Origin of the sequence: Streptomyces sp. NPDC006393 (assembly GCF_040628575.1) — a bacterium.
In the GTDB taxonomy this organism is placed as follows: Bacteria; Actinomycetota; Actinomycetes; order Streptomycetales; family Streptomycetaceae; genus Streptomyces.
Genome location: NZ_JBEXZD010000047.1, coordinates 17,451 through 36,348, shown reverse-complemented (window position 1 = coordinate 36,348; position 18,898 = coordinate 17,451). Strand labels below are relative to the sequence as shown.

The following is an 18,898-nucleotide window of genomic DNA, read 5'->3' as shown; positions in this document are numbered from 1 at the left end:
TCGGGGCAGGCTCAGGGCCTGTCCGCCGGACGGGCCCCGGTCTTCTCAGAGCGTGCGCAGCAGCACCGCCGGCTGCTCCACGCAGTCGGCCACATAGCGCAGGAACCCGCCGGCCGTGCCGCCGTCGCACACCCGGTGGTCGAAGGTGAGCGAGAGCTGGACGACCTGCCGCACCGCCAGCTCGCCCTCGTGCACCCAGGGCTTGGGGACGATGCGGCCGACGCCGAGCATGGCGGCCTCGGGATGGTTGACGATCGGTGTGGAGCCGTCGACGCCGAACACTCCGTAGTTGTTCAACGTGAAGGTGCCGCCGGTGAGTTCCCCGGGGGTGAGGGTGCCCGCGCGGGCCGCCTCGGTCAGCCGGGCGAACTCGGCGGTCAGCGACTCGGCGTCCCGCGCGTGCGCGTCCCGTACGACGGGGACGACCAGCCCGCGCTCGGTCTGCGCGGCGAAGCCCAGGTGCACCCGGTCCAGCCGGACGATCTCCCTGGTCTCCATGTCGACCGTGGAGTTGAGCTCGGGGTGGCGGGCGAGGGCGGCGGTGCAGATCCGGGCGAGCAGTGCGAGCAGGGAGACCTTCGGTCCGCCCGCCGCGTTCATGGCCGCCCGGGCGCGCATCAGTTCCGTCGCGTCGGCGTCGACCCAGCATGTCGCGTCGGGGATCTCGCGGCGGCTCCGGGAGAGCTTGTCGGCGACGGCGCCGCGGACACCCTTGAGGGGGATCCGGGTGCCGGCGGCGGCCGGGCTCCGCGCCGGGGCCGGCGCGGTCGCCGACCCGGCGGACGCCGCGAACGTGGCCATCGGGCCGGCCGGGACCGCTGGGGCCGGCGTCTTCGCCGTACGGCCCGGTGCCGTCCCGGCCCTGAACGCCTCCTCGACGTCCGCGCGCAGGATCAGCCCGTCGGGCCCGGAGCCCGACAGCCGCCGCAGGTCCACGCCGTACTCCCGGGCCAGCCGGCGCACGAGCGGGGAGATCACGGGGACGGGGCCGTCGGTGGGCCGCTCGGCATGGCCGGCGCGCTCGGCCACCGCCGGCACGGCCACGGCGTTCGGGGCCGGGCGGGGGGCCGGGGACGCTGCCCCGTCCGGGCGCGGCGCGCCCGGGGCGGGCCGAATCCTGCGGCGGCGCGCCGGCGGCGCCCCCGTGCCGTAGCCGACCAGGACGTTGCCGGAGCCACCGGTCTCGCCCTCGGCGGCCGGTTCGGAGGCCTCCCCGACCGCGACCGTCAGCAGCGGGGCACCCACGGGCAGTTCCGTGCCCTCATCGCCGAAGCGGGCCGTGACCACACCGCCGTAGGGGCAGGGCACCTCGACCATCGCCTTGGCCGTCTCGACCTCGACGACCGGCTGGTCGACGGCCACGACGTCGCCCACCTCGACCAGCCAGCGGACGATCTCCGCCTCGGTGAGCCCCTCCCCGAGGTCGGGGAGCTTGAACTCCAGCACCTGTGCCATCAGCTTTCGGCCTCCCACTGCAGACGCGCCACGGCGTCCAGGATCCGGTCGACGCCGGGCAGGTGGTGCCGCTCCAGCATCGGCGGCGGGTAGGGGATGTCGAACCCGGCCACGCGCAGCACCGGCGCCTCCAGGTAGTGGAAGCAGCGCTCCGTGACACGGGCGGCGATCTCCCCGCCCGGACCGCCGAACCCGCCCGACTCGTGCACGACGACCGCACGCCCGGTGCGCCGGACCGACGCGCACACCGTCTCGTCGTCGAACGGCACCAGCGAGCGCAGGTCGACGACTTCCAGCTCCCAGCCCTCGCCCCGGGCCGCCTCGGCGGCTTCGAGGCAGACGGGCACGGACGGGCCGTAGGTGATGAGCGTGGCGCTCCTGCCGGAGCGCCGCACCACGGCGCGGCCTATCGGCTCAACGGTCTGCGGGTCGTCCGGGTTCCAGGAATCCTTCGACCAGTACAGCCGCTTGGGTTCGAGGAAGACGACCGGGTCGTCGGAGGCGATGGCGGCGCGCAGCAGCCCGTAGGCGTCGGCGACGGTCGCGGGCGTGACGACGTGCAGCCCCGGGGTCGCCATGTAGTACGCCTCGGAGGCGTCGCTGTGGTGCTCGACGCCGCCGATGCCGCCGCCGTACGGGATGCGGATGGTCAGGGGCAGGGGCATCTTGCCGCGTGTGCGGTTGCGCATCTTCGCGACATGGCTGACCAGCTGTTCGAAGGCCGGGTAGGCGAAGGCGTCGAACTGCATTTCGACGACCGGGCGCAGGCCGTACATCGCCATGCCGACGGCGGTGCCGAGGATGCCGGCCTCGGCCAGCGGGGTGTCGGTGCAGCGGTCCTCGCCGAACTCCTTGGCGAGTCCGTCGGTGACCCGGAAGACGCCGCCGAGGGTGCCGACGTCCTCACCCATGACGTGCACGGCGGGGTCGGCGGCCATCGCGTCGCGCAACGCGCGCGTGAGGGCCTGGGCCATGGTGGCCGGCTTGAGGGCGACGGTGCTCATCGGGCGGTGCCCTCCTCCGCCTCGGCCGCCAGCTCGGCCCGCAGCAGGGCCTGCTGCTCGCGCAGTTGCGGGGTCGGCTCGGCATAGGCATGGGCGAACAGGTCCATCGGGTCGAGCGCCGGGTCCTGGTTCATGTGTTCGCGCAGCCGCGCGGCCATCGTCTCGGCCTCCTCGCGGACGGCCGCCATCGCGTCCTCGTCGATCAGCCCGCGGCCGGTCAGCTCCCGCTCCAGCAGCTGGACCGGGTCGTGGCCGCGCCAGGCCTCGACCTCGGCCTCGCCGCGGTAGCGGGTGGCGTCGTCGGCGTTGGTGTGGGCGTCGATGCGGTACGTCACGGCCTCCACCAGGGTGGGACCGCCTCCCGCGCGCGCGTGCCGTACGGCGTCGGTGAGCACCTCGTGGACGGCGGCGGCGTCGTTGCCGTCGACCAGCCGGCCCGGCATGCCGTACCCGACGGCCTTGTGGGCCAGGGAGGGCGCCGCGGTCTGCTTGGCGAGCGGGACGGAGATGGCGAAGCCGTTGTTCTGCACCAGGAAGACGACCGGGGCCTGCCAGACGGCGGCGAAGTTCAGCGCCTCGTGGAAATCACCCTCGCTGGTGCCGCCGTCGCCGACCATCGCCAGCGCCACCACGTCGTCGCCCTTGAGGCGGGCGGCGTGGGCGAGGCCGACGGCGTGCGGCAACTGGGTGGCCAGCGGCGTGGACAGCGGGGCGACACGGTGCTCGTAGGGGTCGTAGCCGGTGTGCCAGTCGCCGCGCAGCAGCGTGAGGGCCTCGACGGGGTCCACACCTCGGGCCACGACGGCGAGCGTGTCGCGGTAGCTGGGGAAGAGCCAGTCACGCTCCTCGAGGGCGAGCGCGGCGGCGACCTCGCAGGCCTCCTGGCCGGTGCTGGAGGGGTAGACGGCGAGCCTGCCCTGCTTGGTCAGGGCGGTGGCCTGCGCGTTGTAGCGGCGGCCGAGGACCACCTGCGCGTACAGACGGCGCAGCAGCTCCGGATCGGCCTTCCCGGCCGCCTCCGTCCCCAGCACGCGGTGGGGCTCCGCGTCGGGCAGCAGCGGCGCGGGGTCGGTACGGGGCTGCCAGGCGGGCGGCGGTGATGGCCGGTAGGCACCCCGCTGCTCCATGACCGTCATGACGGCACCTCCTCGTGGGAGCGGCTACGGAGGCGCATCGGCTGTGACCCGCCTCACCTACCGATTGTTCGGTCGCCGGCACATTTTGGCTACAGGCGGCCTCAGGCTGTGGACAAACGGTTCTCCACAGCGTGGGATGGACGCAGTACGTCCATGGTAGAGAGGCGGGGGGACATGGCTCCTGAACAAATGGCCGAAAGCCCGGACGGCACCGCCCTGCCGCCGCCCCGCCCACTGGACTCCGTGGACCAGGACATCCTCCAGATGCTCCAGTCGGACGGCCGCGCCTCGATACGGTCGGTGGCCGAACGCGTCCACGTCTCGCGCGCCAACGCCTACGCCCGCATCAACCGCCTCCTCGAGGACGGTGTCATCCGCGGCTTCGGAGCCCGCGTCGACCATGAACGCGCGGGGCACGGCACGTCCGCCTACATCACGCTGAAGATCGTGCAGAACTCCTGGCGCACCGTGCGCGAGGAGCTGCGCCGGCTGCCCGGCGCCTCCCACATCGCCCTGGTCGGCGGCGACTTCGACGTCCTGCTGCTGGTGCACACGCCGGACAACCGGGCGCTGCGCGAGCTGGTGCTGACCCGGCTCCAGGCGATCCCCGAAGTGCTCAGCACCCGCACGCTGCTGGTGTTCGAGGAGGAGGACCTGGAACCGCAGCGTTGAACGCGTGCCGGATCAGCCCTCCTTGCGCAGACCGCCGAAGACCAACTGCGTCACCGCGTCCGCCACTTCCCGCTCGCTCATGCCCCGGCCGTCCGGCCGGTACCACTCCACGATCGAATTGATCATCCCGAAGACGAGGCGGGTCGCCAGCCGCACCTCCACGTCACCGCGCACGTCACCGTCGGCCGCCGCCGCCTTCAGCAGTTCGGCCACCCGGTGGTCGAACTCGCGCCGCCGCTCCAGCGCCCACCGCTCGGTCACCGTGTTGCCGCGCACCCTCAGCAGCAGTGTCACGTACGGCAGTTCGGCGATGAGCACCTCGACCATGCGGCGCACGACGTACTCCAGGCGCTCGGCGGCGCGCCCCACGCGCGCGTGCTCCTCGTCGAGGATTTCGAAGAGGCCGTCCAGCGCCCGGCTGACGGCTCGGCGCAGCAGCTCCTCCTTGCCGGCCACGTGATGGTAGATCGACGACTTGGAGATGCCGGCGGCCTTGGACAGGTGCTCCATGGAGGTGCCGTCGTAGCCGCGCTCGTTGAAGACCCGCACCGCCACGGACAGCAGCGTCTCGGGCGTGTACGTGTCGCGCCTGGCCGTGGTCATGAGATGCCCTCCCGCTTCTCGGAGGCGTAGGCGTGCCGGTACAGCGCGAGGGACGGGGCGTAACGTCCGGACGGATCGCGCAGGTGCAGGTCGTCCAGCAGCCCGTAGGCCCAGGTCCGGCCGAGGCGGCGGCTCCATTCGAAGGGACCGAGGGGGTAGTTGACGCCAAGCCGCATCGCGGTGTCGATGTCCTCCTCGGTGGCCACGCCCTTGGCGACGGCGTCGTGCGCCAGGTCGACGATCCGGGCCACCGTCCGGGCGACGATCATTCCGGGAACGTCCCCGATGACGCTGACCTCCTTGCCGAGGGCCTGGAACAGGCCGGTGGACTCCGCGAGGGTCTGCGAGGAGGTGTCCTGGGAGGCCGACAGGGCAATACGCGTGGCCCGGCGGTAGTCGAGCGCCAGGTCGAAGTAGACGACGTCGCGGAACTCCACGGAGGTCTGCCCGTCGGCGAGGACCAGCTGGCCGCCGCCCGGCAGCACCAGGCGGGTGCCGTTGTCCTCGTCCTCCTCACGCACCGCGATGCCCGCCTCACGGATCAGCGCCAGGAGCTCCGACGCGGGCCCCAGGTCACCCTCCGCGACGACGTACGCGGGAGGCTGCGCCCGCTCGGCGGTGTGCGGTTCGGGGCGCTCGGCGCCGTCGCCGTAGTCGTACCAGCCGTGGCCGCTCTTGCGGCCGAGCCGGCCGGACTCGACCAGGCGGCGCTGGGCGAGCGAGGGGGCGAAGCGCACATCCTGGAAGAAGGACCGCCACACGGAGTGCGTCACGGACTCGTTGACGTCCTGGCCGATGAGGTCGGTCAGCTCGAAGGCGCCCATCTTGAACCCGCCGGACTCGCGCAGGACCGCGTCGATGGTGGCGGGGTCGGCGGCCTGGGACTCCAGGACGGCGAAGGCCTCGGCGTAGAAGGGGCGCGCGATGCGGTTGACGATGAAGCCGGGGGTGTCGGCACAGGCGACCGGGGTCTTGCCCCAGGCGCGGGCCATCTCGTACGCGCGCGTGGCCGACGTGACGTCGGTGGCGAACCCGGAGACCACCTCGACCAGCGGCATCAGCGGGGCCGGGTTGAAGAAGTGCAGGCCCACGAAGCGGCCCGGGTTGCGCAGCGCCCCGCCGATGGCCGTCACCGACAGGGACGAGGTGTTGGTGGCGAGCAGGCAGTCGTCGGTGACGACGCCCTCCAGTTCCTTCAGCAGCTCCTGCTTGACGTCCAGCCGCTCCAGGACGGCCTCGACGACCAGGGAGCAGTCCGCGAGCTCGGTCAGGCTCCCGGCGGGCTTCAGCCGGACGCGGGCCGCGTCCCGGTCGGCGCCGGTGAGCCGGTCCTTCTCGACGAGCCGGTCGAGCCGGGCGCCGATCGCGGCGGCCGCCTCCTGGGCCCGCCCAGGCACGGCGTCGTACAGGCGTACGGAATGGCCGGCGACCAGCGCGACCTGGGCTATGCCCTGGCCCATGGTGCCGGTGCCGACGACGGCCACGGGGCTGCTGAGGTCGAGTGCTGTCATGTGCGCGATCCTCCCGCACGGCGTTTTCCACAGATGCGGCGGACCCCCTCCGCCCAGACTTTCCACAGACGCGGCGGACCACTTGCCCCGACCGATCGTTCGGTTACTCTAACTCTGACCGGCTGTCCCTGCCCATGTTTCTGCCAGGTCATGAGCTCGACGAGGAGCTCTTGAGACGAGGAGTTGGTCCCGCATGGCCGCCGAACTGACCACGCACGAGCTGATCGCCCGCCACCGGCCCACTCTCGACCAGGCGCTGGAAGCGATCCGCACGCGCGCGTACTGGTCGCCCCACCCCGAGCACCCCAAGGCCTACGGGGAGCACGGCAGCCTGGACGCGGCCGCCGGCAAGGCCGCCTTCGACGCCCTCCTGGGCACCCGCCTGGACCTCGGCCAGCCCGGCACCGACGACTGGGTGGGCGGCGAGGTCTCGCCGTACGGCATCGAGCTGGGCGTGACGTACCCGCACGCGGACATCGACGTGCTGCTGCCCGCCATGAAGGCCGGCCAGGGCGCCTGGCGCGACGCGGGCGCCGAGACCCGCGCGGTGGTCTGCCTGGAGATCCTCAAGCGGATCAGCAACCGGACGCACGAGTTCGCGCACACGGTCATGCACACCTCCGGCCAGGCCTTCATGATGGCGTTCCAGGCGGGCGGCCCGCACGCCCAGGACCGCGGCCTGGAAGCGGTGGCGTACGCGTACGCGGAGCAGGTCCGCACGCCCCGGACCGCCGAGTGGACCAAGCCGCAGGGCAAGCGCGAACCGCTCGTCCTCACCAAGCAGTTCACCCCGGTCCCGAGGGGTGTCGCACTCGTCATCGGCTGCAACACCTTCCCGACGTGGAACGGCTACCCGGGCCTGTTCGCCTCCCTGGCCACCGGCAACGCGGTCCTGGTCAAGCCCCACCCGCGCGCGGTCCTGCCGCTCGCGCTCACGGTGAAGACCGCCCGCGAGGTGCTGGCCGAGGCGGGCTTCGACCCGAACCTGGTCGCACTCACCGCCGAGCACCAGGGGGAGGGCATCGCCAAGACGCTGGCCACCCGCCCGGAGATCAGGATCATCGACTACACGGGCTCCACGGCCTTCGGCGACTGGCTGGAGGCCAACGCACGCCAGGCCCAGGTCTACACCGAGAAGGCCGGCGTCAACACGGTGCTCGTGGAGTCCACGGACGACTACAAGGGGATGCTCTCCAACCTGGCCTTCTCGCTGTCCCTGTACAGCGGCCAGATGTGCACCACCCCGCAGAACCTGCTGATCCCCCGCGGGGGCATCCGCACCGACCAGGGCCCCAAGTCCTTCGACGAGGTGGCGGCCGACCTCGCGAAGGCGGTCGACGGCCTGCTCGGCGACGACGCCCGCGCGAACGCCCTGCTGGGCGCGATCGTCAACCCGGACGTCAAGGCCCGCCTGGAAGCCGCGGCGTCCCTCGGAGAGGTCGCCCTCGCCTCCCGCGAGATCACCAACCCCGACTTCCCCGGAGCGGTCGTCCGCACGCCGGTCATCGTGAAGCTGGACGGCGCCAAGCCGGACGACGAGGCCGCCTACATGAGCGAGTGCTTCGGTCCCGTCTCCTTCGCCGTGGCCGTCGACTCGGCCGCCGACGCGGTGGATCTCCTGCGGCGCACGATCCGCGACAAGGGCGCCATGACGGTGGGCGCCCACACGACCGACGAGGAGGTCGAGCGGGCGGTGCGCGAGGTGTGCCTGGAGGAGGCCGCCCAGCTGTCGCTGAACCTCACCGGCGGGGTGTACGTCAACCAGACGGCCGCCTTCTCCGACTTCCACGGCTCCGGCGGCAACCCGGCGGCCAACGCGGCCCTGTGCGACGGCGCCTTCGTGGCCAACCGCTTCCGGGTCGTGGAGGTCCGCCGCGAGGCGTAGGACGCGTTCGGAGAGCGGCGCCGGCCGCCCGTCAGGGTGCGCCCCCGGTCGCGCTCCAGTGGTACAGCGTCATCGCGACACTGGTGGCGAGGTTGTAGCTGGAGACCTGGGGGCGCATCGGCAGGGCCACCAGATGGTCGGTGCGCTGCCGGAGCTCGGCGGACAGGCCGCTGCGCTCGGAACCGAAGGCGAGCACGGCGTCGTCGGGCAGCTTCAGTCCGCGGATGTCCTCGCCCTCCGGGTCGAGCGCGAACAGCGGCCCGGCCGGGAGTTCGTCCACGGCCAGCCGTTCCACGGCCGTCGCGAAGTGCAGCCCCGCCCCGCCGCGCACCACCGTCGGGTGCCAGGGGTCGAGGGTGCCGGTGGTGACCACGCCGGTCGCCCCGAAACCGGCGGCCAGCCGGATCACCGCACCCGCGTTGCCCAGATTGCGCGGCTGGTCCAGGACGACGACCGGCGCGCCGCGGGGCGTGTGCGCCAGCGCCCGCAGATTCGCCTCGCGGGAGGGCCGTAGCGCGAGCGCGGCCACTGCGGTGGGATGCGGACGCGGCACGAACGAGGCGTACGTGTCCCTCGGCACCTCGGTGAGCAGCGCGTCCAGGGTGTCCCGGACGTCCGGGGCCAGCTCCTCGGCCAGCGCGAGTGCCGCGCTCCGGTCGGCGGTGACGGCCACCGGTACCCCGGCCCCGAAGCGCACCGCGTGCTTGAGGGCGTGGAAGCCGTCGAGCAGCACGGTGGGCGCGGGGCCGTCGGCGAGCCGGCGCCAGGCGCGCACGGGGTCGGGTACGGGGTCCGTCATGCCGGGAAGCCTACGCGGGCGGGCTCGCTGTCCCCGGGGGAGCGCGGCTCCTCCGGCTCGCGGCGGCCGCCGCGCGACAGCAGCCGTCCACGCGCGCGTGCGGCCCGGTCGCCGAGCCGGTGCAGGAACGACGTCGGCAGGAACACCGCGTCCGCCGCGATCATCGCCAGCGAGAAGAACGGCAGCCCCAGGACGACGGCGATCACGGCGTGCTCGGTCATCATGGCCACCAGCAGGACGTTCTTCACCCGCCGGTTGAACAGCGTGAAGGGGAAGGCGACCTGCACGATCACCGTCCCGTAGGTGACGACCATCATGAGCGTCCCGCTGGAGGACAGCAGATCGGCCAGGCCGGGCCAGGGCGAGAAGTAGTCCAGGTGGAGCGGGTAGTACACAGCGGTGCCGTCCTGCCAGCGCGAACCCTGGATCTTGTACCAGCCGGCCGTCGCATAGATCAGGCAGGCCTCGGTCATGATCACCAGCAGGGCGACGTTGTGCAGGATGTCGGCGATCACGTCGAGCAGGATCCGCGGCTCCGCCGACCTCGCGCGCCGCGCGACCAGCCACCACAGCGCCTGCGCCGCCCATACCGTCCACAGCAGCGTGGGCACCAGCCACTCGCCCTGCATCCTGCCCGCCACCGTGACCCCGGCCAGGACCGCTCCCAGCACACCCCACAGCGCCGGGCCCACCCGGTCGGGCGGCACCCGCTCCCCGCGCGCGCGTGCCGCGCGCCCGCGCTCCGCCCGCCGCGCGTCCAGCGACCACACCTGCCCACAACGGGTGAAGACCAGGTACAGCGACATCAGGTGCAGGACGTTGTCACCGCCGTCGCCCACGAAGACGCTGCGGTTCTGCAGCGAGAACACGCCGAGCATGAACAACACGGACATCGTGCGGGTGCGCCAGCCCAGCAACAGCAGCAGGCTCGCCAGCACGGCCAGCGCGTAGACGGTCTCGAACCAGAACTGGCCCCTGAACCACATCAGCGCGGTGAACGCGCCGTTCTCCTGCGTCAGACGCCGGCCCAGGTCCCAGCTCCACGGGCCGTCGGGGCCGTAGAGCTCCTGGCGGTGCGGATACTCGCGCAGCAGGAACAGCAGCCAGGTCGCGGAGAAGCCGATGCGTATCACGGCCGTCTGGCGGGGTCCGAGGGCGGCCTCGGTGATCCGGCCGATCCCCCGGGACACGGTCATGGAGAGCTGGTTCACCGCACACCTCCCCGGGCCTCGGCGGCCGGCACCGTCCACCACGGCAGCACGCGGTAGGCGGGCTCGGACGGCACCCTCTCACCGCTCCACCCGGGCGGCGACACGGCGGCGGTGCGCACGCGGACCTGGACGCGCTGGAGCGTGCCACCGGCGGCCGCGTGGTCGCGGTCCAGGCGCAGCACGACGATGCGGCGCAGGTACTCCTCGGACAGGGTGCCGCGCACGCCCACCGGGCGGTTGTCCTTGTCGTGGGTGCCGCTGTAGTAGTCGAGGGCGCGGCGCAGCTCGTTCTGCTGGGTGTGGCTGGGCAGCGGGTTGCCCCGGATCGCCCGGCCGTCCTCCGCCGACAGGTCGTACCAGCCGGTGGTGGAGGTGCTGCCGTCCGCCCCGTGCGTCTCGGCGCGTACCTGGACGGCGATGTTCTGTTGCAGCGGGTTCGGCGCGAACAGTTTCCAGTTCTGCTCGAACTCCGGGTATATCCAGTCGTCGATGGCCGCGCCGTGCTGCTTCGTCACCGTGTTCGAGGGTGCGATGTGCAGGAACACCATGCCGAGGTGCACACAGGCGACCACCGCCACCACCGCGAGCGCCAGCGCGGCGCCCACCTGATAGCGCGGAGAGAGCGCGGCGACACCGAGACGGGTCCCGACGAGTGGTTCGGGACGGTCCAGGGGCCCGTCGGCTCCCGGTTCCCCCTCCGGTCCGGAGCGCTCGTACGTCGTGGGAGGGCGGTCAGTCTCCTCCGTGACCTGAGACCCACCGGGCTCATCGGTCCCGCCGACCCGGCGGAGCTCATCGACCCCGCGGGTTCTGCCGGGCTCATCGGCCCCGCCGGTTCTGCCGGGCTCATCGGCCCCGCCGGTTCTGCCGGGCTCATCGGCCCCGCCGGCCCCGCGGGGCTCGGGGGGACCGGCGGTCCTGTCCGGTCCGTGTCGCCCGCCCGGCCCGTGCGGAGCGTTCGAGTCCTCGTCGTGCGTGTCCATTCCGCCGCCCCGTTTCCCGATCCCGCCGCGTGCCCGCTCTGTCTTCCGCCCTTGCGGCCACCCCTCACCCCGCCGCCCGAACGGACGCGGGGCTCGGTACGTCACCGCGCCCACCCGCTCTGCTCCCGGGCGTCGCACGGAACGGTACTCAGCGCCGCCCGCCGGGCACAGCCCCGGCCCGCACGACCGCCCGGCTCGCACGGCGTTTGGCACTACTCTGTCGGCCTTCACCCGAATGGCGCCGGAGGCCGTGCACACAGAGCCCGCACAGCGGACCCTCACGGGCGGGGAAACAGACCCTCACGGGCGGCGAAACGTGGTGCCCCGAACGCTTTCCGTGTCGGATGCGGGCGGTCCGCGCTGTGTCCACAGGGCACCGGCTCCGTTTTCCACAGCGGTTGACACTCCGCGGCGGCGAACCGCACCATGGAATCCACCGGACCGAACGATCGGTCGGGAGATGGCAGAGAAGTCGAGGTCAAGGGGGACCGCATGGCGACAGCAGCCGCGCACCTGACGGCCGGCATCCCGGCGCACGACGCCCCGGACGGCGCCGCGGGTACGGACGCGAACCAGCGCGCCTTTGACGCCGCGGTGGCCGCCGACGAGCGCATCGAGCCGCGGGACTGGATGCCCGACGCCTACCGCGCGACACTGGTCCGGCAGATCGCCCAGCACGCGCATTCCGAGATCATCGGCATGCAGCCGGAGGCCAACTGGATCACCCGCGCGCCGTCCCTGCGCCGCAAGGCCATCCTCATGGCCAAGGTCCAGGACGAGGCGGGCCACGGCCTGTACCTGTACAGCGCCGCCGAAACACTGGGGACCAGCCGCGAGGAGCTGCTGGACAAGCTGCACACCGGCCGCCAGAAGTACTCCTCGATCTTCAACTACCCCACCCTGACCTGGGCGGACGTGGGCGCGATCGGCTGGCTGGTGGACGGCGCCGCGATCACCAACCAGGTCCCCCTGTGCCGCTGCTCCTACGGCCCCTACGCGCGCGCCATGGTCCGTATCTGCAAGGAGGAGTCCTTCCACCAGCGCCAGGGGTACGAACTGCTGCTGGCCCTGAGCCGGGGCACGCCCGAGCAGCACGCGATGGCGCAGGACGCGGTGAACCGCTGGTGGTGGCCGTCCCTGATGATGTTCGGCCCGCCGGACGACGCCTCCCAGCACTCCGCGCAGTCGATGGCCTGGAAGATCAAGCGTCATTCGAACGACGAGCTGCGTCAGCGCTTCGTCGACATCTGCGTCCCCCAGGCGGAGTCCCTCGGCCTCACCCTCCCCGACCCGGACCTGAAGTGGAACGAGGAGCGGGGGCAACACGACTTCGGCGCCATCGACTGGACCGAGTTCCAGGCCGTCCTCAAGGGCAACGGCCCGTGCAACGAGCAGCGCCTGACCCAGCGCCGACGGGCGCACGACGAGGGCGCCTGGGTGCGGGAGGCGGCCGCGGCCCACGCGGCCAGGCACAGCGGCGGAACAGAGGCGCACGGCGCGGTAGGCGTGGCAGGCGCCGCGGGCGCGACAGGCGCGACAGGCAGGCCGGACGCGACAGTCGCGGCAGGCACGACGGACGCGACAGGCAGGACAGGAGCGAAGCAGGCATGACGAACACCGACTGGCCCTTGTGGGAGGTCTTCGTGCGGTCCCGGCGCGGGCTGTCCCACACCCACGCCGGCAGCCTGCACGCCCCGGACGCCGAACTGGCCCTGCGCAACGCCCGCGACCTGTACACGCGGCGTGGTGAGGGCGTCTCCATCTGGGTGGTCCCCTCCGCCGCGATCACGGCCTCCTCGCCGGACGAGAAGGACCCGTTCTTCGAGCCGGCCGCCGACAAGCCCTACCGGCACCCGACCTTCTACGAGATCCCGGAAGGGGTGAAGCACCTGTGACGGCCACCGTCGCCACCGCCGCCGCCCTGGCCCTGGGCGACGACGCCCTGGTGCTCTCCCACCGGCTGGGGGAGTGGGCGGGTCACGCGCCCGTCCTGGAGGAGGAGGTCGCCCTCGCCAACATCGCCCTCGACCTGCTGGGCCAGGCCCGCGTCCTGCTGTCGATGGTCAGCGACGAGGACGAACTGGCCTATCTGCGCGAGGAGCGCGCCTTCACCAACCTCCAGCTCGTCGAGCAGCCGAACGGCGACTTCGCGCACACCATCGCCCGCCAGCTGTACTTCTCCACCTACCAGCACCTGCTGTACGCGGCGCTGGCCGGCGGCGAGGCCGAGTTCGCCCCGCTCGCCGCCAAGGCGGTCAACGAGGTCGCCTACCACCGCGACCACGCCGAACAGTGGACGCTGCGGCTCGGCGACGGCACGGACGTCAGCCACGAACGGATGCGGCGGGCCTGCGAGGCGCTGTGGCGGTTCACCGGCGAGATGTTCCAGCCGGTGGCAGGCCTGGACCTCGACTGGGCCGGCCTGGAGGCCGCCTGGCTGGAGTCCGTGGGTGATGTGCTGGAGCGGGCCACCCTGACGCTGCCGGAAGGTCCGCGGGTCACGGCCTGGTCGGCGGGCGCCGGACGGCAGGGCGTGCACACCGAGCCGTTCGGGCGGATGCTCGCCGAGATGCAGCACCTGCACCGCAGCCACCCGGGGGCGTCATGGTGACCGCGACGACCCCACTGGAGGCGGAGCTGCTGCGGCTCGCGGGCTCCGTGCCCGACCCCGAGCTGCCCGTGCTCACCCTTCAGGAGCTGGGCGTGGTCCGCGCGGTGCACCTGCACGGCGCGGACGCGGTCGAGGTCGAGCTGACCCCGACCTACACCGGCTGCCCGGCCGTCGAGGCGATGTCGCTCGACATAGAACGGGTGCTGCGCGAGCACGGCATGCGGGAGGTCACCGTCCGCAAGGTGCTCTCGCCGGCCTGGTCGACGGACGACATCACAGCCGAGGGGCGGCGCAAGCTGCGGGAGTTCGGCATAGCACCGCCACGCGTACGGACCGCCTCGGGACCCGTCTCCGTGGATCTCGGCGCCACCCGCATCCGCCCCCGCACGACCCCCCCAACCAAGGGCTCCCCCGCAGCTCCAACCGCACCAACCGCACCAGCTGCTCCCCCTGGCGGCGACCTTGTCGACGCCGTCCGCTGTCCGCACTGCGGATCGGCCGACACCGAGCTGCTCAGCCGGTTCTCCTCCACCGCCTGCAAGGCGCTGCGGCGCTGCCTGGCCTGCCGGGAACCGTTCGACCACTTCAAGGAGGTGTGATGGCCCGGTTCCACCCACTGCGCGTGACGGCTGTCGACCGGCTCACCGACGACTCCGTGGCCCTCACCTTCACGGTGCCGCCGGAGCTGCGGGCGGAGTACCGGCACGCGCCGGGCCAGCACCTAGCCCTGCGGCGGGTGGCCGACGGGGCCGACATCCGGCGGACGTACTCGATCTGCTCACCGGCACCGGACCCCGACGGCGAGGGGCCGCGCACGCTGCGGGTCGGGGTGCGGCTGGTGGAGGGCGGGGCGTTCTCCGCCTACGCGCTGAAGGAGATCGCCGTCGGGGACGAGCTGGAGGTGATGACCCCGGCGGGCCGCTTCACGCTGCGTCCCGCGCCCGGTCTGTACGCGGCGGTGGTCGGCGGCAGCGGCATCACGCCGGTGCTGTCCATCGCCGCCACCCTGCTGGCCCGCGAACCGTCGGCCCGCTTCTGCCTGATACGCGGCGACCGGACCACCGCCTCGACGATGTTCCTGGAGGAGGTCGCCGACCTGAAGGACCGCTACCCCGAGCGGTTTCAGCTGGTGACGGTGCTCTCGCGGGAGGAGCAGCAGGCCGGGTTGCCGTCCGGACGCCTCGACGAGGAGCGGCTCACGGGGCTGCTTCCGGCGCTGCTGCCGGTGCCCGAGGTGGCCGGATGGTTCCTGTGCGGGCCGTACGGGCTGGTGCAGGGGGCCGAGCGGGCCCTGCGGGGACTCGGGGTCACCCGGGACCGGATCCACCAGGAGATCTTCCATGTGGACGCCGGTACGGCCACCCGCCCGGCATCCGCGGCACCGGCGCACAGCACGGTCACCGTCCGGCTCGACGGCCGTGGCGGGACGTGGCCGGTCCAGGACGGGGAGACGCTGCTGGAGACGGTCCTGCGCAACCGTCCCGACGCGCCGTACGCCTGCAAGGGCGGGGTCTGCGGGACATGCCGCGCCTTCCTGGTGACGGGCGAGGTCCGCATGGACCGCAACTTCGCGCTGGAACCGGAGGAGACGGAGGCGGGTTACGTGCTGGCGTGCCAGTCGCACCCGGCGACGGAGAAGGTGGAGCTGGACTTCGACCGCTGAGCACGGCCCATGACCCAGCGCCTGGCCCGGCACGTGCTCATCGCCTGCTCACAGCGCGTAGCTCACACAGCATTGCTCAGAGAGCGTTGCTCAGAGCGCGTGGCTTACAGCGCGTTGCTCACAGCACGTGTCCGGGCTTGCCCTCGTCGGTCACGACGGGGCGGCCCGTGGCGGCCCACACCTGCATGCCGCCGTCGACGTTCACCGCGTCGATCCCCTGCTGGACCAGGTACATCGCGACCTGGGCCGAACGGCCACCGGAGCGGCAGATCACGTGGATCCGCCCGTCCTGCGGCGCCGCCTGCGTCAGCTCGCCGTAGCGGGCCACGAACTCGCTGATGGGGATGTGCAGGGCCGTTTCGGCGTGGCCCGCCTGCCACTCGTCGTCCTCGCGGACGTCCAGCAGGAAGTCGCCGTCCTTGAGGTCCTGGACCTCGACCGTGGGTACACCAGCTCCGAAATGCATGCTCCGACGCTACCCGAAGCCGGAGTGGGGGCGGTCGCCACCGAGTGCGGGCCCGCCGCCGGAGACGGGCGGGCCGGCCGGCGCCGGCCGGGGCGTCAGGCCCCGGCCCGCAGCTCCGCCAGTTCCGCCTCGCGTTTCGACACGTCGTCGCGCAGCTGGGCGGCGATCTCCTCGAGGAGACCGTCGGGGTCGTCGGGGGCGAGCCGGAGCATCCCGGCGATCGCGCTGTCCTCCAGCTGCTTGGCGACGAGCGTGAGGATCTCCTTGCGCTCGGAGAGCCACTCCAGGCGGGCGTAGAGCTCCTCGCTGCGGCTGGGGCGCTGCTCGGCGGGCCGGGGGCCGGCGGCCCACTCCTCGGCCAGCCGGCGCAGCTCGTCCTCGTCGCCACGGGCGTAGGCGGCGTTGACCCGGGTGATGAACTCCTCGCGCCGCTTGCGCTCGCCGTCCTCCTGCGCCAGGTCGGGGTGGGCCTTGCGGGCCAGCTCACGGTAGAGGCTGCGGGCCTCCTCGCTCGGCCGGACCCGCTGCGGGGGCCGCACCGGCTGATCGGTGAGCATCGCGACGGCCTCCGGGAACAGGCCGTCTCCGTCCATCCAGCCGTGCAGCAGCTCCTCGACACCGGGGATCGGCTGCAACCGGGCCCGCGCCTCCTCCGCCCGGCGGACGTCCTCGGGGTCACCGGTGCGCGCGGCCCGGGCCTCGGCGATCTGTGCGTCCAGTTCGTCCAGGCGGGCATAGAGCGGGCCGAGCCGCTGCTCGTGCAGCCGGGAGAAGTTCTCGACCTCCACCCGGAAGGTCTCCACCGCGATCTCGTACTCGATGAGCGCCTGCTCGGCGGCCCGCACGGCCCGCTCCAACCGCTCCTCGGGCCGCGCCGCGGCGCCCTGTGACCTCGCCCGATCCGCTCCGGCGACGTCACCCTGCTCAGGTTCCGGGGTCGTCACTCGACCAGCCTAGCGCCGCGCCGATGGGGGCCGGGCAGACGGCCGACACCACCGACACCGCCGAAACCGACGAAAGCGGGCTCACACCCCCGCCTCGGCCGCGATCCGGCCCGCCCGCACCGCCGCCACCAGGTCCGCGTGGTCCGCCTCGGTGCGGTCGGCGTAGGCGACGGCGAAGGCGGCGACGGCCTCGTCCAGCTCCTCGTTCTTGCCGCAGTAACCGGCGATCAGCCGGGGGTCGGCGCTGTGGGCGTGGGCGCGGGCCAGGAGCGCGCCGGTCATCCGGGCGTAGTCGTCGATCTGGTCGGCGGGGAGGGCGGCCGGGTCGACGCTGCCCTTGCGGTTGCGGAACTGACGTACCTGGAACGGCCGTCCCGCCACGGTCGTCCAGCCCAGCAGGATGTCGCTGACCACCTGCATCCGCTTCTGACCGAGCACCACCCGGCGGCCCTCGTGGTCCACCTCCGGCGCCGCGAAACCGGCGGTCACCAGGTGCCCCACCAGCGCCGACGGCCGGGCCTCCTTCACCTGGAGCACCAGCGGCTCACCGCGGTGGTCCAGCAGCAGCACGACGTACGACCGCGTGCCCACGCTGCCCGTGCCGACCACCCGGAACGCGACGTCGTGCACCGCGTGACGGGCCAGCAGGGGAAGCCGGTCCTCCGGGAGCGTGGTCAGGTAGTGCTCCAGCGACGCCGCCACCGCCGCCGCCTCCGCGTCGGTCACCCGCCGCAGCACCGGCGAGGCGTCCACGAAGCGGCGCCCGCCGTCCTCCGTCCGCTCCGTCGACCGGGCGGCGAAACGGCCGCTGGTGTTGGCCCGCGCCTTCTCCGAGACCCGCTCCAGCGTGCCGAGCAGGTCGTGGGCGTCGGTGTGGGAGACGAGTTCCTCGTCGGCGATGGCGTTCCAGGCGTCCAGGACCGGGAGCTTGGCCAACAGCCGCATGGTGCGCCGGTAGGCGCCCACCGCGTCCTGGGCCGCGGCACGGCAGCTGTCCTCGTCGCAGCCCGCCTCCCGGCCCGCGAGCACCAGGGAGGCGGCGAGCCGCTTGAGGTCCCACTCCCAGGGCCCGTGGACGGTCTCGTCGAAGTCGTTCAGGTCGATCACCAGGCCGCCGCGGGCGTCCGCGTACAGGCCGAAGTTGGCCGCGTGCGCGTCACCGCAGATCTGGGCGCCGACGCCGGTCATGGGGGTGCGCGCGAGGTCGTACGCCATCAGGCCCGCCGAGCCGCGCAGGAACGCGAACGGTGTCGCCGCCATCCTGCCGACCCGGATCGGCGTCAGCTCGGGGATGCGGCCCTGGCTGGACTCCTCGACGGCCGTGAGCGCGTCCGGCCGGCCGGCGTCCGCCTCGAAGGCGGCGTGCGCGGACCGCGGGACACGCCCGCGCAGCGCCTTGCCCTCCGCCTTGGGCGAGCCCTCGACGGGCCACCGTGCGAACCCGGGCACCACCGGCACCCGCCCCGCCCGTCCGGCCCCGCCACCGGTCGCGTCGACCCCCGCGACTCCCGCGACTCCCGCGATCGCCGCCGCCTCCGCGCCTCCCGGTCCTCCTGCGTCCCTCACGCTTCCTTTGCTTGCTATGGCCGCTTGGGCCGCATCCGTCCCCACCGTGAGCTCGGTCATCCCGACCGCCCCTCCCACCCAGACCTCGTCCGGTTCACGTCGACGAGCCAGACCGTACAGCCGGGCCCGCCGCGGGTGCACCGGGACGCCGCCCCGCGGGGGCGGCCATAACGCCACGCAGGGGTCCGGCCGGTATCTCCACGGCCGTCACCAGCCTGATTACAGTCGTCCGGGATCACAGCGATCACCGCGACCACCGCGACCACCGCGATCGCATCGGTCACCGCGACCACCGCGATCGCATAGGTCACCGCGGTCACCGCGATCGCATCGGCCGTCAACGGCACACCGTCATGCACGTCCCGTCCTTCTTCCCCCGTTCGAGGAGA

At 72.9% G+C, this 18,898-nt stretch carries 19 protein-coding genes; 7 read left to right on the top strand and 12 right to left on the bottom strand.

All coding sequences use genetic code 11. The features are described 5' to 3' along the window. Positions 1–45: 45 nt before the first annotated feature. From ABZ484_RS20670 to pdhA, 3 genes are read right to left on the bottom strand one after another with little or no spacing between them, the layout of a single operon-like run. Positions 46–1,455, bottom strand: coding sequence for a dihydrolipoamide acetyltransferase family protein (locus tag ABZ484_RS20670; RefSeq protein WP_358867342.1), 1,410 nt, complete (start codon positions 1,453–1,455; stop codon positions 46–48). Next, positions 1,455–2,459, bottom strand: coding sequence for an alpha-ketoacid dehydrogenase subunit beta (locus ABZ484_RS20665; RefSeq protein WP_358867341.1), 1,005 nt, complete (start codon positions 2,457–2,459; stop codon positions 1,455–1,457). The genes ABZ484_RS20670 and ABZ484_RS20665 overlap by 1 nt, the downstream gene beginning before the upstream one ends. Further along, positions 2,456–3,595, bottom strand: a complete 1,140-nt coding sequence (gene pdhA, locus ABZ484_RS20660; protein WP_358867340.1) for a pyruvate dehydrogenase (acetyl-transferring) E1 component subunit alpha — start codon at positions 3,593–3,595, stop codon at positions 2,456–2,458. The genes ABZ484_RS20665 and pdhA overlap by 4 nt, the downstream gene beginning before the upstream one ends. A 189-nt stretch (positions 3,596–3,784) precedes the next feature. Between pdhA and ABZ484_RS20655 the strand changes: the two genes are divergently transcribed. Next, a complete protein-coding gene (locus tag ABZ484_RS20655) occupies positions 3,785–4,267 on the top strand; it encodes an Lrp/AsnC family transcriptional regulator (protein WP_358867358.1) in 483 nt (160 codons plus the stop codon). Between the two features lie 12 nt (positions 4,268–4,279). On the opposite strand, the gene ABZ484_RS20650 is transcribed toward ABZ484_RS20655, so the two are convergent. Further along, positions 4,280–4,870, bottom strand: a complete 591-nt coding sequence (locus ABZ484_RS20650) for a TetR/AcrR family transcriptional regulator (protein WP_358867339.1) — start codon at positions 4,868–4,870, stop codon at positions 4,280–4,282. After that, the gene (locus ABZ484_RS20645; RefSeq protein ID WP_358867338.1) at positions 4,867–6,381 is read right to left on the bottom strand and encodes a 3-hydroxyacyl-CoA dehydrogenase; all 1,515 of its coding nucleotides are present in this window, start codon (positions 6,379–6,381) and stop codon (positions 4,867–4,869) included. Before ABZ484_RS20645 ends, ABZ484_RS20650 begins: the two co-directional genes overlap by 4 nt. Positions 6,382–6,574: 193 nt before the next feature. Here ABZ484_RS20645 and paaN point away from each other — a divergent pair, with 193 nt between their 5' ends. Continuing rightward, positions 6,575–8,266, top strand: coding sequence for a phenylacetic acid degradation protein PaaN (gene paaN / locus ABZ484_RS20640; RefSeq protein ID WP_358867337.1), 1,692 nt, complete (start codon positions 6,575–6,577; stop codon positions 8,264–8,266). Positions 8,267–8,297: 31 nt separating this feature from the next. Here the strand turns inward: paaN and ABZ484_RS20635 are convergent, their stop codons facing one another. The 3 genes from ABZ484_RS20635 to ABZ484_RS20625 are packed head-to-tail and all read right to left on the bottom strand — an operon-like array spanning position 8,298 to position 11,259. Then, the gene (locus ABZ484_RS20635) at positions 8,298–9,065 is read right to left on the bottom strand and encodes a TrmH family RNA methyltransferase (RefSeq protein ID WP_358867336.1); all 768 of its coding nucleotides are present in this window, start codon (positions 9,063–9,065) and stop codon (positions 8,298–8,300) included. Beyond that, a complete protein-coding gene (locus tag ABZ484_RS20630; RefSeq protein WP_358867335.1) occupies positions 9,062–10,276 on the bottom strand; it encodes an HTTM domain-containing protein in 1,215 nt (404 codons plus the stop codon). The genes ABZ484_RS20635 and ABZ484_RS20630 overlap by 4 nt, the downstream gene beginning before the upstream one ends. Further along, positions 10,273–11,259: a DUF5819 family protein gene (locus ABZ484_RS20625; RefSeq protein ID WP_358867334.1), complete on the bottom strand. Its 987-nt coding sequence runs from the start codon at positions 11,257–11,259 to the stop codon at positions 10,273–10,275. Before ABZ484_RS20625 ends, ABZ484_RS20630 begins: the two co-directional genes overlap by 4 nt. A 492-nt stretch (positions 11,260–11,751) precedes the next feature. On the opposite strand from ABZ484_RS20625, the gene paaA reads away from it, so the two are divergent. From paaA to ABZ484_RS20600, 5 genes are read left to right on the top strand one after another with little or no spacing between them, the layout of a single operon-like run. Then, complete coding sequence (paaA, locus tag ABZ484_RS20620) at positions 11,752–12,870, top strand: 1,2-phenylacetyl-CoA epoxidase subunit PaaA (protein WP_358867333.1); 1,119 nt, start codon at positions 11,752–11,754, stop codon at positions 12,868–12,870. Further along, a complete protein-coding gene (gene paaB, locus ABZ484_RS20615; protein ID WP_037614825.1) occupies positions 12,867–13,154 on the top strand; it encodes a 1,2-phenylacetyl-CoA epoxidase subunit PaaB in 288 nt (95 codons plus the stop codon). Before paaA ends, paaB begins: the two co-directional genes overlap by 4 nt. Further along, positions 13,151–13,870, top strand: a complete 720-nt coding sequence (paaC, locus tag ABZ484_RS20610; RefSeq protein ID WP_358867332.1) for a 1,2-phenylacetyl-CoA epoxidase subunit PaaC — start codon at positions 13,151–13,153, stop codon at positions 13,868–13,870. The genes paaB and paaC overlap by 4 nt, the downstream gene beginning before the upstream one ends. Continuing rightward, positions 13,864–14,469: a 1,2-phenylacetyl-CoA epoxidase subunit PaaD gene (gene paaD, locus ABZ484_RS20605; protein ID WP_358867331.1), complete on the top strand. Its 606-nt coding sequence runs from the start codon at positions 13,864–13,866 to the stop codon at positions 14,467–14,469. Before paaC ends, paaD begins: the two co-directional genes overlap by 7 nt. Beyond that, on the top strand, positions 14,469–15,533 hold the full coding sequence (locus tag ABZ484_RS20600) for a 2Fe-2S iron-sulfur cluster-binding protein (protein WP_358867330.1): 1,065 nt from the start codon (positions 14,469–14,471) through the stop codon (positions 15,531–15,533). Before paaD ends, ABZ484_RS20600 begins: the two co-directional genes overlap by 1 nt. 118 nt (positions 15,534–15,651) lie before the next feature. On the opposite strand, the gene ABZ484_RS20595 is transcribed toward ABZ484_RS20600, so the two are convergent. From ABZ484_RS20595 to ABZ484_RS20580, 4 genes are all read right to left on the bottom strand, one after another. Then, positions 15,652–15,999: a rhodanese-like domain-containing protein gene (locus tag ABZ484_RS20595; protein ID WP_358867329.1), complete on the bottom strand. Its 348-nt coding sequence runs from the start codon at positions 15,997–15,999 to the stop codon at positions 15,652–15,654. A gap of 95 nt (positions 16,000–16,094) precedes the next feature. Continuing rightward, positions 16,095–16,943 (bottom strand): hypothetical protein, encoded by an 849-nt coding sequence (locus ABZ484_RS20590; protein WP_358867328.1) that lies wholly within the window; start codon positions 16,941–16,943, stop codon positions 16,095–16,097. A gap of 81 nt (positions 16,944–17,024) precedes the next feature. Then, a complete protein-coding gene (locus ABZ484_RS20585; protein ID WP_358867327.1) occupies positions 17,025–18,569 on the bottom strand; it encodes a DUF2252 domain-containing protein in 1,545 nt (514 codons plus the stop codon). Beyond that, a complete protein-coding gene (locus ABZ484_RS20580; protein WP_358867326.1) occupies positions 18,566–18,868 on the bottom strand; it encodes a hypothetical protein in 303 nt (100 codons plus the stop codon). Before ABZ484_RS20580 ends, ABZ484_RS20585 begins: the two co-directional genes overlap by 4 nt. Positions 18,869–18,898 lie beyond the last annotated feature (30 nt).

Bases quoted from the DNA above. Each gene is read 5' to 3' on its own strand.
- ABZ484_RS20670 (WP_358867342.1), bottom strand. From the start codon at position 1,455: ATGGCACAGGTGCTGGAGTTCAAGCTCCCCGACCTCGGGGAGGGGCTC.
- ABZ484_RS20665 (WP_358867341.1), bottom strand. From the start codon at position 2,459: ATGAGCACCGTCGCCCTCAAGCCGGCCACCATGGCCCAGGCCCTCACG.
- pdhA (WP_358867340.1), bottom strand. From the start codon at position 3,595: ATGACGGTCATGGAGCAGCGGGGTGCCTACCGGCCATCACCGCCGCCC.
- ABZ484_RS20655 (WP_358867358.1), top strand. From the start codon at position 3,785: ATGGCCGAAAGCCCGGACGGCACCGCCCTGCCGCCGCCCCGCCCACTG.
- ABZ484_RS20650 (WP_358867339.1), bottom strand. From the start codon at position 4,870: ATGACCACGGCCAGGCGCGACACGTACACGCCCGAGACGCTGCTGTCC.
- ABZ484_RS20645 (WP_358867338.1), bottom strand. From the start codon at position 6,381: ATGACAGCACTCGACCTCAGCAGCCCCGTGGCCGTCGTCGGCACCGGC.
- paaN (WP_358867337.1), top strand. From the start codon at position 6,575: ATGGCCGCCGAACTGACCACGCACGAGCTGATCGCCCGCCACCGGCCC.
- ABZ484_RS20635 (WP_358867336.1), bottom strand. From the start codon at position 9,065: ATGACGGACCCCGTACCCGACCCCGTGCGCGCCTGGCGCCGGCTCGCC.
- ABZ484_RS20625 (WP_358867334.1), bottom strand. From the start codon at position 11,259: ATGGACACGCACGACGAGGACTCGAACGCTCCGCACGGGCCGGGCGGG.
- paaA (WP_358867333.1), top strand. From the start codon at position 11,752: ATGGCGACAGCAGCCGCGCACCTGACGGCCGGCATCCCGGCGCACGAC.
- paaB (WP_037614825.1), top strand. From the start codon at position 12,867: ATGACGAACACCGACTGGCCCTTGTGGGAGGTCTTCGTGCGGTCCCGG.
- paaD (WP_358867331.1), top strand. From the start codon at position 13,864: ATGGTGACCGCGACGACCCCACTGGAGGCGGAGCTGCTGCGGCTCGCG.
- ABZ484_RS20600 (WP_358867330.1), top strand. From the start codon at position 14,469: ATGGCCCGGTTCCACCCACTGCGCGTGACGGCTGTCGACCGGCTCACC.
- ABZ484_RS20595 (WP_358867329.1), bottom strand. From the start codon at position 15,999: ATGCATTTCGGAGCTGGTGTACCCACGGTCGAGGTCCAGGACCTCAAG.
- ABZ484_RS20585 (WP_358867327.1), bottom strand. From the start codon at position 18,569: ATGACCGAGCTCACGGTGGGGACGGATGCGGCCCAAGCGGCCATAGCA.